Source organism: Streptomyces sp. XY006 (assembly GCF_002237655.1).
Lineage (GTDB): Bacteria > Actinomycetota > Actinomycetes > Streptomycetales > Streptomycetaceae > Streptomyces > Streptomyces levis.
Map to the genome: position 1 here is coordinate 13,968 of NZ_NOKT01000037.1, position 14,792 is coordinate 28,759.

A 14,792-nucleotide genomic window follows, 5' to 3' on the forward strand; every position below is an offset into this window, starting at 1 on the left:
TGACGCGCTCCGGTCACGCCGCTGTCACAGGCCGCCCGGGCCGGGGCGGGCCCGACGGTGGAGCCGTCCGGGTCACGGGGGACACCAACGCGCCCTTGTTGCCGTTGAGTCGAACCGGTACACCTCGCCGTACCGATCTCAGGAAGCCCCACAGGAGGTACGCGTGCGCACCACGAGAACCGTTCCTGCGAGACCTGCGCTGATCGTCACCCTCGGCCTCGCCACGGCGGGTTCGCTGCTGCTCGCGCCCGGCACCGCCGGCGCCGACCCCAAGCCGGTGGTCCGCGAGGGCGCCCCCGTCGACGACCGGGCGGCCCGGGCTCCCGAGAGCGCGGCCCTGCGGGCCCTGACCGCGCCCGAGGAGACCTCCGCCACGACCGATACCCGGGGCTACCCCCGCCGCCAGGTGCTCTCCCCGGACCCGGAAAACCCCGGCGACAAGTCCCTGAAGCTGGGGCTCGTGCCCTACCACGGGATCGCTCCGAAGCTGAACGCCCTGCAGCGCCTCGGCGACCGGGTGAGCGTGGAGGTGACGGGCCGCTCGGCCGGTGGCCACCGTCTCTACCTGGTCACCGTCACCGCCCCGGAGACCACCCGCGAGGCCCGCGCCCAGGAGCGGATGCGCGACCTCATCGAGCGCGCGCCCGCCACGGCGGCCAAGTCCCCGGAGATCAAGCGCGCCTACAAGACCCCGGTCTTCGTCAACAGCAACATCCACGGCAACGAGTGGGAGGGCACGGACGCCTCCCTGAGGATCATCGAGCAGCTCGCGACCGCCGGGGACGCCGGGACACGGGACCTCCTCGCGCACAGCCGCCTGTACTTCAACATCACCGCCAACCCGGACGGCCGGATCGCCGGCACCCGCGCCAACGCGGGCGGCTTCGACCTGAACCGCGACTTCGTCACGGCCTCCCAGCCCGAGACGCGCGCCATGCGGCGCATCCAGCTCGACACCCAGCCGGCCGTCCTGCTCGACCTGCACGGCTACGTCAACGGCACGCTCATCGAGCCCACCACTCCCCCGCACGGCGAGAACTACGAGTACGACCTCTTCCTGAAGAACACCTACGCCAACGCCCTCGGCATGGAGTCCGCCGTCAACGCCCTCGGCTACACGCCCGCGAAGGACGGCGTGGAACCGGCCCAGATCCCCTTCCGCGACCAGGAGGAGGGCTGGGACGACTGGCCGCCGATCTTCACCCCGCAGTACGCGGCCTTCCACGGCACGGTCGCCGCCCACACCGTGGAGATCCCGCTGGCGGTGAACAACGAGGAGTACGACGAGCTGCCCGTGGCGGAGCTGCGCCGCCGCGCGGCGGTCAACACGGCCGTGGCGGGCGCGGCCGTCCGCGCGACCCTGGACCACGTCAGGCAGCGGCGCGCGACGCTGATCGCCGACCAGATCGAGGTGTTCCGCCGTGGCGCGGCCGGCGCCCCGCAGGTGCCGGTGTCCCCGGACACGGTCCCCGGCGTGCCCGGCATCGGCCCGGAGGACGTCTACACGACCGCCTTCCCCCGCGCCTACGTCATCCCGCCCGGCACCTCGCACGCCCAGCGCTCCGCTCCGGCCGCCGCGCGGCTGGTGGACCATCTCCTCGCCAACGACGTCCGGGTCACCCGCGCCACCCGTCCCTTCCGCCTGGCCGGGCGGACCCATCCCGCCGGCACGTACGTCGTCGACCTGCACCAGCCCAAGCGGGGCATGGCGAACGCGCTGCTGGCGGACGGCCGGGACATCAGCGACAAGGTGTCGGCGATGTACGACATCTCCGGCTGGAGCCTGGGCAGGCTGTGGGGCGCCACGGTCGAGCCGGTGACCTCGGGCAGCCTGCGCGGCGCGCCCCTGCGCCCGGTCACCGAGGCGGCCCCCGTCGCCCAGGTGCCCCCGCACGGCGGTCTGCGTCTGCGCCTGGACGACCCGCGCGAGATCGCGGCCCTCAACTCCCTGCTCCGCGACGGCGTCACCGTGCGCGAGGCCCCGGACGGCAGCGCGATCGTGCCCGCGGCGGCCCGCCGCGCGGCGCTCGCCGCCGCCCGGGCGCACGACGTCGCGTTCACGGCCACCCGGCTCACCGGCACCACCCCGCTGCACCGCCCGCGCGTCGCCGCCGCCGTCACACCGGGTGAGCTGTTCGCGCTGCGGGAGATGGGCTTCGACGTCACGCCGGTCTCCACGGCCGTGCTGAACGCGGGCTTCGACTGGTCCGGCACGGACGTGCTGTTCGTCTCCGCCGGCCTGGACCGCGCCCGGCTGACGGCGCCCGCCCGCGCCGCCCTGGACGCCTTCCTCGACCGTCACGGCCTGGTCGGCCGGGGCGCGACGGGCGCCGCCCTGAACGCGGCGGCGGGCCGGCTGGCCGTCACGCCGGTGGCGGGCGACGAGGACGCGAACGGCGTGGTGCGGGTGACCAACCCGGGCCCGCTGACCCGGGGCGCACCGGACCACACCTTCGTCTACGCCCCGCTCTGGTTCACCGGCCTGGGCGCCGGGGTGCGCGTCGAGCAGGCGTACGCGGCCGGGAACCCGGTGGTCTCCGGCCACTGGCGCCCGCTGCGCGACGGGTCCGGCGGCCCGGCCGCGGCGGCCGGACGGGCCGCGGTCGTCAGCGGTGACCGGACGGTCCTGTTCGGCACGGAACCACTCTTCCGGGGCCACCCGAAGGGGGAATTCGCCCAGGTGGCGAGGGCATTGATCACAGTGGCACAGAGCGTTTCGGTTGAGGAGAGCGGATGACGCAGGAGATCCACGGCACCGTGGCGGACGGCTTCGAGGACGTACGTGAGGAGTTCGCCGCGTTCGTGGCCGGGGAACGGCCCGACTACGAGGGCCAGCTGTGCGCCTACCTCCACGGGCGCAAGGTCGTCGACCTGTGGGCGGGGACCGAAGCGGACGCCCTCTACGGCGTGTTCTCCTCGACCAAGGGCGCCGCGTACCTGGTCGTGGCGCTCCTCGTCCAGGACGGCACGCTCGAACTGGACCGCAAGGTGACGTACTACTGGCCGGAGTTCGCGGCCGAGGGCAAGGGGGCGCTGACCCTGCGCGATCTGCTCGCGCACCGGGCGGGGGTGGTCGGCACGGACACCGGCTTCACGCTCGCGGAGCTGGCGGACGACCGCCAGCTCGCCGAACGCCTCGCCGACCAGCGGCCGTTCTGGCGTCCGGGCACGGCGTTCGGCTACCACGCGCTGGTCAGCGGCGCCCTCGTCGGCGAGGTGGTCCGCAGGGCCACGGGCCGCACGCTCCAGGAGGTCTACCAGGAGCGGATCCGGACCCCGTACGCCCTGGACTTCCACCTGGGCCTGCCCGCTCCGCAGGAACCCCGCTTCCGTACGACGCAGCCGATGGCCCCGACACCGCGGCAGCAGGCCCTGCTGGACGCCGTGCCCACAGGCCCGCACACGCTCGCCTCGATCGCCTTCAACGGCAACGCGGCCGAGCCGACCGACCTGGCCTCGCTGCCCAACATGCCGCTGGTGCGCGCCAAGGGCCCGGCGTCGGTGGGCGGAGTGGCCTCCGCGCGGGGTCTGGCCGGGATGTACGCGGCGGCGATCAGCGAGCTGGGCGACCGGGCACCGCTGCTCAAGCCGGACACGGTGGCGGAGTTCGGCCAGTTCCACTCGGTCGGCTACGACCTGGTGGCCCGGGCCCACAAGTCGTTCGGGCTGGGCTTCCAGACGACCGCTGACACGTGGCACCCGTTCCTCGGCGCCGGGACGATCGGGCACAGCGGGGCGAGCGGGTCCCAGGCCTTCGCGGACCCGTGGAGCGGCCTGGCGTACGGCTACACGCGCCGCCGGTTCGCCTTCCCGGGCGGGGCGGCACCGGAGAACGACCGGCTGGCCCGGGCGGTGCACCGGGCCGCTCTCGCCGTCTGAGCCGGGCACGGACGGAGGCCGCACCCCATGTCCGAGGGTGCGGCCTCCGCCTGGGCGACGACGGTCGTCAGACCAGAGTCACGGTGATGTTCCCGCGCGTCGCCTTCGAGTACGGGCACACCTCGTGCGCCTTCTCGATCAGCGAGCGGGCGGTGCCCCGGTCGACCCGGGGGATGTCGGCCGAGATCTCGACGATGATCCCGAACCCCTCCCCGTTCCTGCCGAGGCCGACCTTCGCGGTGACGGTCGAGCCGGTGAGGTCGGCACCCTCCTGACGGGCGACGACACCGAGCGCGCCCTGGAAGCAGGCGCTGTACCCGGCGGCGAAGAGCTGCTCCGGATTGGTGCCGGCGCCGCTCCCGCCCATCTCCTTGGGCGGGTTGACGACGACGTCGAGCTTGCCGTCGTCGGTGGCCACCCGCCCGTCGCGCCCGTTCTCGGCGGTGGCCACGGCGGTGTACAGGACGTCGGACTGCTGGATCGGCATGCGGTGGTGTTCCTTCGGTCGTCCGCCGCGGCTCGCGCCCGGGCCGGGACGGATTCGGAAAGAAGTTACCGCATGCCGGAAATTCAGCAAAGGGCGGCGGGAGCCGTCAGAGCTTGACGATCATCTTTCCGGTGTTGTCGCCGCGCAGGACGCCGAGGAACGCCTCCAGGTTGTTCTCGATGCCCTCGACGACCGTCTCGCGGTACTTCAGCTCACCCGAGGCGACCCAGGGGGCGACCTCCCGCACGAACTGCGGCTGCAGGTCGTAGTGGTCCCCGACCAGGAAGCCCTCGATGCGGCCACGGGTCTGGATGAGCCGGGCGAGGTTCCTCGGACCGGGGGCGGGCTCGGTGTTGTTGTAGACGGAGATCATGCCGCAGACCGCGATCCGGCCGCCCTCGTTGAGGGAGCCGATGGCGGCCTCCAGGTGATCGCCGCCCACGTTGTCGAAGTAGACGTCGATGCCGTCGGGTGCGGCGGCGCGCAGCTGCTCGCTCACGGGGCCGTCCTTGTAGTTGAAGGCGGCGTCGAAGCCGTACTCCTCCACGAGGAGCTTGACCTTCTCCTCCGAGCCGGCGGACCCGATGACCCGCGAGGCGCCCTTGAGCTTCGCGATCTGCCCGACCTGGCCGCCCACGGCCCCGGCGGCGCCGGAGACGAAGACGGAGTCGCCCTCCTTGAAGGAGGCGGTGCGCAGCAGGCCCGCGTACGCGGTGAGGCCGGTCATGCCGAGCACACCCAGGTACGCCGAGAGCGGCGCGGCCTGCGGGTCCACCTTCACGGCGTTCTTGGCGGCCACGACGGCGTACTCGCGCCAGCCGAAGAAGTGCAGCACGTGGTCGCCGACGGCGATCCCCTCGGCGTTCGAGGCCACGACCTCGCCGACGGCACCGCCCTGCATGACCTTGCCCAGCTCGAACGGGGCGACGTAGGACTTCGCCGCGCTCATCCGGCCGCGCATGTACGGGTCCACGGAGAGGTACTGGTTCCGGACGAGGACCTGGCCCTCACCGGGCTGCGGGATCTCCGCCTCGACCAGGGCGAAGTCCTCGGGCTTCGGCCAGCCGACGGGACGGCTGAGCAGGTGCCACTCGCGACTGACGGCGGGGAGGGTGGGCGTCTCGGTCATGGTGCGCCTTTCCTTCGGACTCGGGGCGGGTGTTCCAGGCGATGTCGCAGATGTTTCAGTACCTGAAACAACCGTGCTCTGAATATTTCAGGTTGTCAAACAACCGGGTACCCTCGATGGCATGGCCTCCACCACACCGACCTCGCACAGCGGGACGAACCGCCGCCCCGATCCGCTGACCCTCGAAGTCGTGGAGCTGATCGGAGAGGTCGTGGCGCGGTTCCACGAGGACTACGAGTCGGCGGCGGCGGAGCACGCGCTGACGGGCGCGCAGGCACGGCTGCTGAGTCTGCTGTGCCTGGAGCCGCTGCCGATGCGGAGGCTGGCGCAGCGGCTGAAGTGCGAGCCGTCGAACGTGACCGGGATCGTGGACCGGCTGGAGGCGCGGGGGCTGGTGGAGCGGCGTCCGGATCCGGCGGACCGGCGGGTGAAGGTGGCCGCGGCGACGGAGGAGGGGCGGCGGGTGGCGCGGAGTCTGCGGGAGGCTCTGCGGTTCGCGCGGGAGCCGTTGGCGGGGTTGTCGGAGGGGGAGAGGCTGGCGTTGCGGGATGCGCTGCGGGGGATGCTGGGCTGACGCCGCAGGGTGCGCGGGGTTGATGCCGGGGTCGGGGTGTTGCGGAACTCGGCGTTCGAGGTGCCCGGCGTTGCTGCTGGGGCCGGGTGGGTCCGCAACCCGGCGGAGCGGGGTGCGCTGCGCCCACCCGTGCCGCCCCAGCGGCACGACTGCCCGCAGCTGGGGCTACCAGCTCCCCAGCGGCACGACTGCCCGCAGCTGGGGCTACCAGCTCCCCAGCGGCACGACTGCCCGCAGCTGGAGCTACCCGCCTCCAGGCGCTACGTGCACCACCACAGGAACCGGTCGCAGGTCTCCGAGGGGGACGGCTCCGGGTCCGGAGGACGAGTGGTCGGGTCCGTGGTCGGGGTCGGGGCCGGGGCCGTGGCCGTCGGGGGTGAGGGCGGGCGGCTGGGGGACGTGCCCGCCGGGGCCGACGCCGGGTCCTTCGACGCCTCTTCCCCGTCCGGCGACTTCGACGGGTCGTCCTCCGGCGACGCCGAGGCCGACGGGGAGTCGGACGCGCTGGCCGACGGGCTGCCTGACGAGCCCTCAGGAGTGTCGCTCCCGCCGGGCCCCGTGCCCTGCTCGCCCGCTTCCGCCTCCACCGCCTCGCCGTCCGCCGACTCACCGCCGGCCACCGCGGGCTTCGGTGTCGGTTTCTGTGCGTCCATGCCCAGTTCCGCCAGGCTCAGCCCGCCCGCCGCCAGGACGAACCCGGCCGCGATGAACAGCGTCCGGCGCCGGCGCCGACGGTGCGCCGCGGCCTTGCGGTCACGCCGGCTCGACCCGCCCCGGCCGTCACCGGCCGGCCCCTGGCCGCGTCCCCGTCCACGCCGGCGCGCGGCACGCCCCGAGGGCTCACCGTCGGCATCGGCATCCGCATCCGTCTCGTCGACGGTGTCGTCCGCGGGGCCGTCGGCTTCGGCTTCGGCGCCGTCGTCGTACACGCCGTGCCCCGGCTCGGGCCGGCGCAGCGATTCCGCTGAAGTGCCACATCCGGGGCAGGCCAGCGCGCCGTTGAGGTGCCGTCGGCACGGGTCGCAGTAGTCCATGACGCGGGAAGATTAAGTTCCGCGCCGGTCACGTTCCTAGATCCAGCTGTGAAGGTTCTGTAGGGACACACCCCGCCGGTGGTTTCGAAACTGTCGAAACCGTTATGCGCGCGACCCATTGACACCCCCGCCGCCCCGTCCTTACTGTCACGCCAGCATTTCGAACGTGTGCCGAAATATCGAACATGACGTTACGGCGCACAGACGGAACACTGATGTGAAACCGAGCCGACGAAGCTGCGAGGGACAACCGCCGTGCGCATCACCGGAATCAGCACACACGTGGTCGGGACGCCGTGGCGCAACCTGACGTACGTCCAGGTGCACACCGACGAGGGCATCACCGGAGTCGGCGAGACCCGGATGCTGGGACACACCGACGCCCTTCTCGGCTACCTGAGAGAGGCTGAGGCCAACCACATCCTCGGCTCCGACCCGTTCGCCGTCGAGGACCTCGTCAAGCGCATGAAGTACGGCGACTACGGCCGTGCGGGCGAGATCGTGATGTCGGGCATCGCCGTGATCGAGATGGCCTGCTGGGACATCAAGGGCAAGGCCCTGGGCGTCCCCGTCTGGCAGCTGCTGGGCGGCAAGGTCACCGACAAGGTGAAGGCGTACGCCAACGGCTGGTACACCACCGAGCGGACCCCGGAGGCCTACCACAAGGCCGCCCAGGGGGTCATGGAGCGCGGTTACCGGGCGCTCAAGATCGACCCCTTCGGGACCGGCCATTTCGAGCTGGACCACAAGGACACCCTGTACGCGGTCTCCCTGATCGAGGCCGTCCGGGACGCCATCGGCCCCGAGGCCGAGCTGATGCTGGAGATGCACGGCCGCTTCTCCCCGGCCACGGCCGTGCGCCTGGCCAAGGAGCTGGCGCCGTTCAACCCGGCGTGGCTGGAGGAGCCGGTCCCGCCGGAGAACCTCAAGGCGCTGGAGAAGGTGGCCGCCAAGGTCGACATGCCGGTCGCCACCGGTGAGCGCATCCACGACCGGATCGAGTTCCGGGAGCTGTTCGAGAGCCAGGCCGTCGACATCATCCAGCCGGACGTCGGCCACATCGGTGGAATCTGGGAGACCCGGAAGCTCGCCGCGACCGCCGAGACCCACTACATGCTGGTCGCCCCGCACAACGTGGGCGGCTCGGTGCTGACCGCCGCCTCCCTCCAGGTCGGGTTCACCTCCCCGAACTTCAAGATCCTGGAGCACTTCAACGACTTCGCGGACGCGGAGATCAAGAAGGTCGTCAAGGGCGCCCCGCAGGTGAACCCGGAGGACGGCTGCTTCCACCTCTCCGACGCCCCGGGCCTCGGCGTGGAGCTGGACGTGGACGCCGCCGCCGAGTTCCCGCAGCAGCAGGCCCGCTTCGACCTCTGGGCGGAGGGCTGGGAGCAGCGCAAGCCCAAGGGCACCCAGTGACCGTACGGCCCCCGGAAACCCCGAACCGGCCACCGAAACCTTCGAAAACCTCAGGAGCCACGTGAGCACCGCGGTAGTGATCGACGCCCCGGGCGAGCACCGTCTCGTGCCACACGAGCCCCGGCGGCCCGGGGCCGGTGAGGCCCTGGTGCGGGTGCACGCCGCCGGCATCTGCGGCAGCGACCGCGAGGTGTACCAGGGCAACCGCCCCGAGGGCTATGTGCGCTACCCGCTCACCCCGGGCCACGAGTGGTCCGGGACGGTGGAGGCCGTGGGCGCGGACGTCCCCGCCTCCCTGGTCGGCCGGAAGGTCGTCGGGGAGGGCTTCCGCAACTGCCAGGTCTGCGACCGCTGCCACGCGGGCGACACGACCCTGTGCGCGGCCGGGTACGAGGAGACCGGGTTCACCCAGCCGGGCGCGATGGCGGCCACGCTGACCCTTCCGGCGCGTCTGCTGCACGTCCTGCCGGACGGCTGCGACCTCACGGCCGCGGCGCTGCTGGAGCCCGCCGCGTGCATCGCGGCCGCCGCGCTGAAGGCGGATGCACGGCCCGGCGAGAAGGTCGCCGTGGTCGGCACGGGCACGCTCGGCATGTTCGCCGTGCAGTTCCTGAAGGCGAACTCGCCCGCGGAGCTGCTGGTCGTCGGCACCCGCCGGGACCGCGAGGCGCTGGCGCGGCAGTACGGTGCGACGGACTTCCGGACCAAGGACCGGCAACTTCCGGACGACATCGACGTGGTGATCGAGACGGCCGGGTCCGCGGACGCCGCCCGGCTCTCCGCCGCGCTGCTCAGGCGCGGGGGCCGGCTGGTCCTCACGGGCATCCCGGCGCCGGGCGCCGAGGGCCTGGACCCGACCGACCTGGTCGTACGGCAGCTGGAGGTGCACACCGTCTTCGGTGCGCCGCCCGACGCCTGGGCGCACACCGTGCGGGTGTTCGCCGCCGGGCTGCTCGACCCGCTGCCGCTGGTGACGCACGAGCTGCCGCTCGCCGAGTTCTCGCAGGCCATCGAGCTGGTGGGGGCCGGCGATCCGAAGGTGGGCAAGGTGCTGCTCCGCCCGTAGCCGTACGCCGGTACGGGGGCGACCTGACGGCCCCCGTACCGGCGTACACCCAGCCGTGCCGTACCCAGAGCCGCGAACCTCGTCCGAAATATCGAACCGAAGGACATTCCTGTGACCGACGCTTCCGCCCCGGCCGCCCGCAGGCCCGGTGAGCAGGCACTCACCGCGCTGGGCCTGAACGCGCCCGCCCTCGACCCCGCCGACGCCTCGCCGCACTCCTTCCCCGGCGGCGGCCGCTGGCGCACGGAGATCCCCTCGTGCGAGGGCCCCGAGGCGCTGGCCGTGGTGCTCAAGGAGGCCTCGCGGCTGGACGTGCCGATCCACCGGATCAGCCAGGGCAGCGGGGTGTGGATGCTGTCCGACGCCGAGATCACCGAGATGGTGGAGGCGACGGCCGAACGCGACATCGAGCTCTGCCTGTTCACCGGCCCGCGCGGCACGTGGGACATCGGCGCGTCCACGCGCACCGACTCGCGGGGGGCCGGACTGCGCGCCCGCGGCCACGACGCCGTCGCCGGGTGCGTCGAAGACGCCGTCCGCGCCACGGAGTTGGGCGTCAAGTGCCTCCTCGTCGCCGACGAGGGCGTGCTGTGGACGCTGCACCGAGCCCGGGCGGCCGGTCTCCTCCCGGCCGACACCACGCTCAAGGTGAGCGCACTCATCGGCCCGGTCAACCCGGCGGCGTACGCCGTCTACGAGCGCCTCGGCGCCGACTCGGTGAACGTGCCGAGCGATCTGACGCTCGATCACCTCACCGAGATCCGCCGGGTCTCCGCCGCCCCCATGGACATGTACATCGAGGCCCCCGACGACCTCGGCGGCTATGTGCGGATGTACGAGGTCGCCGAGCTGATCCGGCGCGGCGCACCGCTCTATCTGAAGTTCGGCCTGTCGAAGGCGCCCGGGATCTACCCCTACGGGCACCACATGCGGGAGCTGACCCTGGCCACTGCCAAGGAACGCGTGCGGCGCGGCCGGCTCGCCCTGGACCTCCTGGCCCGTCACGGAGCCGACGGTGACATGGCGCCGCTGGGCTCGCGACTGCCCGGCGATCTGCAACGGTTCGAAATCTCGTCATAACGTTCCGGAAACTCTTCTTACAAAAGACGACACAGCCGACCACAATCCCACACACCTCCTCTCGGTCTTTCCGGCACGACCACCCCGGAACGACTTCGCGCCTCCCAGACCGAGCCCTGCACACAGATCAAGGATGATCATCATGCGTAACCGCAGAGCCGCACTCGCCGCCATAGCCGGAGCCGCGTCCCTCGCCCTGACCCTGTCCGCCTGCGGGCAGAACAGCGAGGGCGGCAGCGAGGAGAGCGGGGACAGCGCCAAGGGCGGCACGATCGGCATCGCGATGCCGACCAAGTCGTCCGAGCGCTGGATCGCCGACGGCAACAACGTCAAGAAGGACCTGGAGTCCAAGGGCTACAAGACCCAGCTGGTCTACGGCGAGGACGACCCGGACCAGCAGGTCTCGCAGATCGAGAACCTGATCACGCAGGGCGTCAAGGCGCTGATCGTCGCGGCCATCGACAACAAGTCGATGAACAACGTGCTGCAGCAGGCCAAGGACGCGAACATCCCGGTCATCTCCTACGACCGCCTGATCCTCGGCACGCAGAACGTCGACTACTACGCCTCCTTCGACAACGAGAAGGTCGGCGAGCTGCAGGGCACCTACATCGTCGAGAAGCTCGGCCTGAAGGACGGCTCCAAGAAGGGCCCCTTCAACATCGAGCTGTTCGCCGGCTCCAACGACGACAACAACACCCGCTACTTCTTCCAGGGCGCGATGAACGTCCTGCAGCCCTACATCGACAAGAAGCAGCTCGTCGTCCGCTCCGGCCAGACCAAGCTCAACCAGGTCACCACCCTGCGCTGGGACGGCGGCACCGCCCAGAAGCGCATGGACGACATCCTGACCTCGGCCTACAAGACCGAGCGCGTCGACGCCGTCCTCTCCCCCTACGACGGCATCTCCATCGGCATCCTGTCGGCCCTGAAGTCCGACGACTACGGCTCCAAGAGCAAGCCGCTGCCGGTCGTCACGGGCCAGGACGCCGAGGTCGCCTCGGTGAAGTCGATCATCGCCGACCAGCAGTCGATGACCGTCTACAAGGACACCCGCGAACTCGCGAAGGTGGCCTCCAACATGGTCGACGCCCTGCTGAACGACAAGAAGCCCGAGGTCAACGACACCAAGACCTACGACAACGGCGCCAAGGTCGTCCCCGCCTACCTGCTGGAGCCGGTCGCCGTCGACAAGGGCAACTACCAGAAGGAGGTCGTCGACTCCGGCTACATCAAGGAGAGCGACCTCAAGTAAGCCCCGCCACCCACCGACGATTCACCACTGAATGGAAGGCACGACCATGGCGGGACCCGTCCTGGAAATGCGCTCGATCGTCAAGACCTTTCCCGGCGTCAAGGCGCTGTCGGACGTCACGCTGACCGTCCGGCAGGGCGAGGTCCACGCCATCTGCGGGGAGAACGGCGCCGGCAAGTCGACCCTGATGAAGGTCCTCTCCGGCGTCCACCCGCACGGCACGTACGAGGGCGACATCCTCTTCGAGGGAGAGGTCTGCCAGTTCAAGGACATCCGGGCCAGCGAAGAGCGCGGCATCGTGATCATCCACCAGGAGCTGGCCCTGGTGCCCTACCTCTCGCTCGCGGAGAACATCTTCCTCGGCAACGAGCACGCCACGCGGGGGATCATCAGCTGGACCGAGACCCTGCGGCACGCCACGGAACTACTGCGCCGGGTCGGCCTGTCCGACCACCCGGACACCCGCGTCGCCGACATCGGCGTGGGCAAGCAGCAGCTCGTGGAGATCGCCAAGGCCCTGTCGAAGAAGGTGAAGCTGCTCATCCTCGACGAGCCGACCGCCGCCCTGAACGACGAGGACAGCGGCAAACTCCTGGACCTCATCCTGGAGTTGAAGAACCAGGGCATCACCTCGATCATCATCTCCCATAAGCTCAACGAGATCCGCAAGGTCGCCGACTCGGTGACCATCCTCCGCGACGGCCGGACCATCGAGACCCTCGACGTGAAGGCGCCGGAGACCACCGAGGACCGGATCATCAGCGGCATGGTCGGCCGTGACCTGGAACACCGCTTCCCGGAGCGGTCGCCGCACGAGCCCGAGGAGGGGGCGGCCCCCGCCCTGGAGATCCGCAACTGGACGGTGCACCACCCGATCGACCAGCAGCGCAAGGTCGTCGACGACGTGTCCCTGCAGGTGCGCCGCGGTGAGATCGTCGGCATCGCGGGCCTGATGGGCGCCGGCCGCACCGAGCTCGCGATGAGCGTCTTCGGGCGCACCTACGGCCGGTACGCGGGCGGCACGGTCCTCAAGGACGGCACGGAGATCCGGACGAAGTCCGTCCCGGAGGCGGTCAAGCACGGCATCGCCTACGTCACCGAGGACCGCAAGCACTACGGCCTCAACCTCATCGACACCATCAACCGGAACATCTCGCTGAGCGCCCTGGGCAAGGTGGCCAAGCGCGGTGTGGTCGACGAGCACGAGGAGCGGCAGGTCGCCGAGGGCTTCCGCAAGTCCATGAACATCAAGGCGCCGACCGTCTTCGAGCCGGTGGGCAAGCTGTCCGGCGGCAACCAGCAGAAGGTCGTCCTCAGCAAGTGGATCTTCTCGGGTCCGGACGTGCTGATCCTGGACGAGCCGACGCGCGGTATCGACGTCGGCGCCAAGTACGAGATCTACACGGTCATCGACCAGCTGGCCGCCCAGGGCAAGGCGGTCGTCTTCATCTCCTCCGAGCTGCCCGAACTGCTCGGCATGTGCGACCGCATCTACACGATGGCCGCGGGGCGGCTGACGGGTGAGTTCTCGCGGGCCGAGGCCTCCCAGGAATCGCTGATGCGTCAGATGACGAAGGACAAAGAGGTATCCCGATGAGCACGGACGTGACCGCCAAGAGCCCGGCCCCCGCGCCGCCGGGCAAGAGCGGAGGAGCCGCGGGCGACGGCCTGCTGGCCCTGGTGCTGGACGGCATGCGCCGCAACATGCGGCAGTACGGCATGCTGATCGCGCTGGGCCTGATCGTGGTGCTGTTCGCCGTGTGGACCGACGGCGACCTGCTGCTGCCGCGCAACGTCTCCAACCTGGTGCTGCAGAACAGCTACATCCTGATCCTGGCGATCGGCATGATGCTGGTCATCATCGCTGGCCACATCGACCTGTCGGTCGGCTCGCTGACGGCGTTCGTCGGCTCGATGGCCGCCGTGTTCATGGTCAAACAGGACATGCCGTGGCCGCTCGCGGTGGTGCTGTGCCTCGCCGTGGGCGCGGTCGCGGGCGCGGTCCAGGGGTTCTTCATCGCGTACGGCGGCATACCGTCGTTCATCGTGACCCTGGCGGGCATGCTGATCTTCCGCGGTCTGACGGAGATCTTCCTGGAGGGCCAGACCCTCGGCCCGTTCCCGGACGGGCTGCAGAAGGTCGCCAACGGCTTCCTGCCCGAGGTCGGCCCCGAGACCAACTACCACAACCTCACCCTGCTGCTGGGCTTCGCGATGATCGCCTTCGTGATCTTCCAGGAGGTCCGTGACCGCAAGCGCCAGCAGGAGTTCGCGCTCGACGTCCCGCCCGCCAAGCTGTTCCTGCTGAAGCTGGTCGCGATCGGCGCCGCCATCCTGACGCTGACGCTGCTGCTGGCCAGCTACAAGGGCGCCCCGATCGTGCTGCTCATCCTGGGCGTGCTGCTCGTCGGCTTCGGCTACGTGATGCGCAACGCGATCATCGGCCGGCACATCTACGCGATCGGCGGCAACCTCCCGGCGGCCAAGCTGTCGGGTGTGAAGGACAAGAAGGTCACCTTCCTGGTCTTCCTGAACATGGGCATGCTCGCGGCCCTGGCGGGTCTGGTCTTCGCCGCCCGCTTCAACGCGGCCTCTCCCAAGGCCGGCCTCAACTTCGAACTGGAGGCGATCGCGGCCTCGTTCATCGGCGGCGCGTCGATGAGCGGCGGTGTGGGCACCGTCCTCGGCGCGATCATCGGCGGTCTGGTCCTGGGCGTGCTGAACAACGGCATGAACCTCGTCGGCATCGGCACCGACTGGCAGCAGGTCATCAAGGGCCTGGTGCTCCTGGCGGCCGTCGGCTTCGACGTGTGGAACAAGCGCAAGGTCGGTTCGTAAGTCCATCGGGGCCCCGCCGGAGTGGCGGGGC

12 protein-coding genes are annotated in these 14,792 nt (G+C 70.7%); 9 read left to right on the plus strand and 3 right to left on the minus strand.

Annotated elements, in window-relative coordinates; all coding sequences use genetic code 11:
- Nucleotides 1–163 precede the first annotated feature (163 nt).
- Nucleotides 164–2,737 (plus strand): M14 family zinc carboxypeptidase, encoded by a 2,574-nt coding sequence (locus tag CHR28_RS32595; RefSeq protein ID WP_094057332.1) that lies wholly within the window; start codon nt 164–166, stop codon nt 2,735–2,737.
- On the plus strand, nt 2,734–3,879 hold the full coding sequence (locus CHR28_RS32600; protein WP_094057333.1) for a serine hydrolase domain-containing protein: 1,146 nt from the start codon (nt 2,734–2,736) through the stop codon (nt 3,877–3,879). The genes CHR28_RS32595 and CHR28_RS32600 overlap by 4 nt, the downstream gene beginning before the upstream one ends.
- A 67-nt stretch (nt 3,880–3,946) precedes the next feature.
- Here the strand turns inward: CHR28_RS32600 and CHR28_RS32605 are convergent, their stop codons facing one another.
- Nucleotides 3,947–4,366 (minus strand): organic hydroperoxide resistance protein, encoded by a 420-nt coding sequence (locus CHR28_RS32605; protein WP_094057334.1) that lies wholly within the window; start codon nt 4,364–4,366, stop codon nt 3,947–3,949.
- A 106-nt stretch (nt 4,367–4,472) separates the two neighbouring features.
- On the minus strand, nt 4,473–5,495 hold the full coding sequence (locus CHR28_RS32610) for an NADP-dependent oxidoreductase (protein ID WP_094057335.1): 1,023 nt from the start codon (nt 5,493–5,495) through the stop codon (nt 4,473–4,475).
- 121 nt (nt 5,496–5,616) lie between these two features.
- Between CHR28_RS32610 and CHR28_RS32615 the strand changes: the two genes are divergently transcribed.
- The gene (locus tag CHR28_RS32615) at nt 5,617–6,069 is read left to right on the plus strand and encodes a MarR family winged helix-turn-helix transcriptional regulator (protein ID WP_094057336.1); all 453 of its coding nucleotides are present in this window, start codon (nt 5,617–5,619) and stop codon (nt 6,067–6,069) included.
- A gap of 260 nt (nt 6,070–6,329) precedes the next feature.
- On the opposite strand, the gene CHR28_RS32620 is transcribed toward CHR28_RS32615, so the two are convergent.
- Nucleotides 6,330–7,103, minus strand: a complete 774-nt coding sequence (locus tag CHR28_RS32620; RefSeq protein ID WP_094057337.1) for an SCO2400 family protein — start codon at nt 7,101–7,103, stop codon at nt 6,330–6,332.
- A gap of 255 nt (nt 7,104–7,358) precedes the next feature.
- Here CHR28_RS32620 and CHR28_RS32625 point away from each other — a divergent pair, with 255 nt between their 5' ends.
- From CHR28_RS32625 to mmsB, 6 genes are all read left to right on the plus strand, one after another.
- Entirely contained in the window at nt 7,359–8,522 is a 1,164-nt protein-coding gene (locus CHR28_RS32625) for a mandelate racemase/muconate lactonizing enzyme family protein (protein WP_094057338.1), read from the plus strand.
- A 61-nt stretch (nt 8,523–8,583) separates the two neighbouring features.
- Nucleotides 8,584–9,588, plus strand: coding sequence for a zinc-dependent alcohol dehydrogenase (locus CHR28_RS32630; protein WP_094057339.1), 1,005 nt, complete (start codon nt 8,584–8,586; stop codon nt 9,586–9,588).
- Between the two features lie 111 nt (nt 9,589–9,699).
- Nucleotides 9,700–10,668: a hypothetical protein gene (locus CHR28_RS32635; protein WP_094057340.1), complete on the plus strand. Its 969-nt coding sequence runs from the start codon at nt 9,700–9,702 to the stop codon at nt 10,666–10,668.
- 142 nt (nt 10,669–10,810) lie between these two features.
- On the plus strand, nt 10,811–11,923 hold the full coding sequence (gene chvE, locus CHR28_RS32640) for a multiple monosaccharide ABC transporter substrate-binding protein (protein ID WP_373453412.1): 1,113 nt from the start codon (nt 10,811–10,813) through the stop codon (nt 11,921–11,923).
- Between the two features lie 46 nt (nt 11,924–11,969).
- Nucleotides 11,970–13,520, plus strand: coding sequence for a multiple monosaccharide ABC transporter ATP-binding protein (gene mmsA, locus CHR28_RS32645; protein ID WP_094057342.1), 1,551 nt, complete (start codon nt 11,970–11,972; stop codon nt 13,518–13,520).
- A complete protein-coding gene (gene mmsB, locus CHR28_RS32650; RefSeq protein ID WP_094057343.1) occupies nt 13,517–14,761 on the plus strand; it encodes a multiple monosaccharide ABC transporter permease in 1,245 nt (414 codons plus the stop codon). Before mmsA ends, mmsB begins: the two co-directional genes overlap by 4 nt.
- The last annotated feature ends 31 nt before the right edge of the window (nt 14,762–14,792 follow it).

Bases quoted from the DNA above. Each gene is read 5' to 3' on its own strand.
- CHR28_RS32600 (WP_094057333.1), top strand. From the start codon at position 2,734: ATGACGCAGGAGATCCACGGCACCGTGGCGGACGGCTTCGAGGACGTA.
- mmsB (WP_094057343.1), top strand. From the start codon at position 13,517: ATGAGCACGGACGTGACCGCCAAGAGCCCGGCCCCCGCGCCGCCGGGC.
- CHR28_RS32605 (WP_094057334.1), bottom strand. From the start codon at position 4,366: ATGCCGATCCAGCAGTCCGACGTCCTGTACACCGCCGTGGCCACCGCC.
- CHR28_RS32615 (WP_094057336.1), top strand. From the start codon at position 5,617: ATGGCCTCCACCACACCGACCTCGCACAGCGGGACGAACCGCCGCCCC.
- CHR28_RS32610 (WP_094057335.1), bottom strand. From the start codon at position 5,495: ATGACCGAGACGCCCACCCTCCCCGCCGTCAGTCGCGAGTGGCACCTG.
- chvE (WP_373453412.1), top strand. From the start codon at position 10,811: ATGCGTAACCGCAGAGCCGCACTCGCCGCCATAGCCGGAGCCGCGTCC.
- mmsA (WP_094057342.1), top strand. From the start codon at position 11,970: ATGGCGGGACCCGTCCTGGAAATGCGCTCGATCGTCAAGACCTTTCCC.
- CHR28_RS32620 (WP_094057337.1), bottom strand. From the start codon at position 7,103: ATGGACTACTGCGACCCGTGCCGACGGCACCTCAACGGCGCGCTGGCC.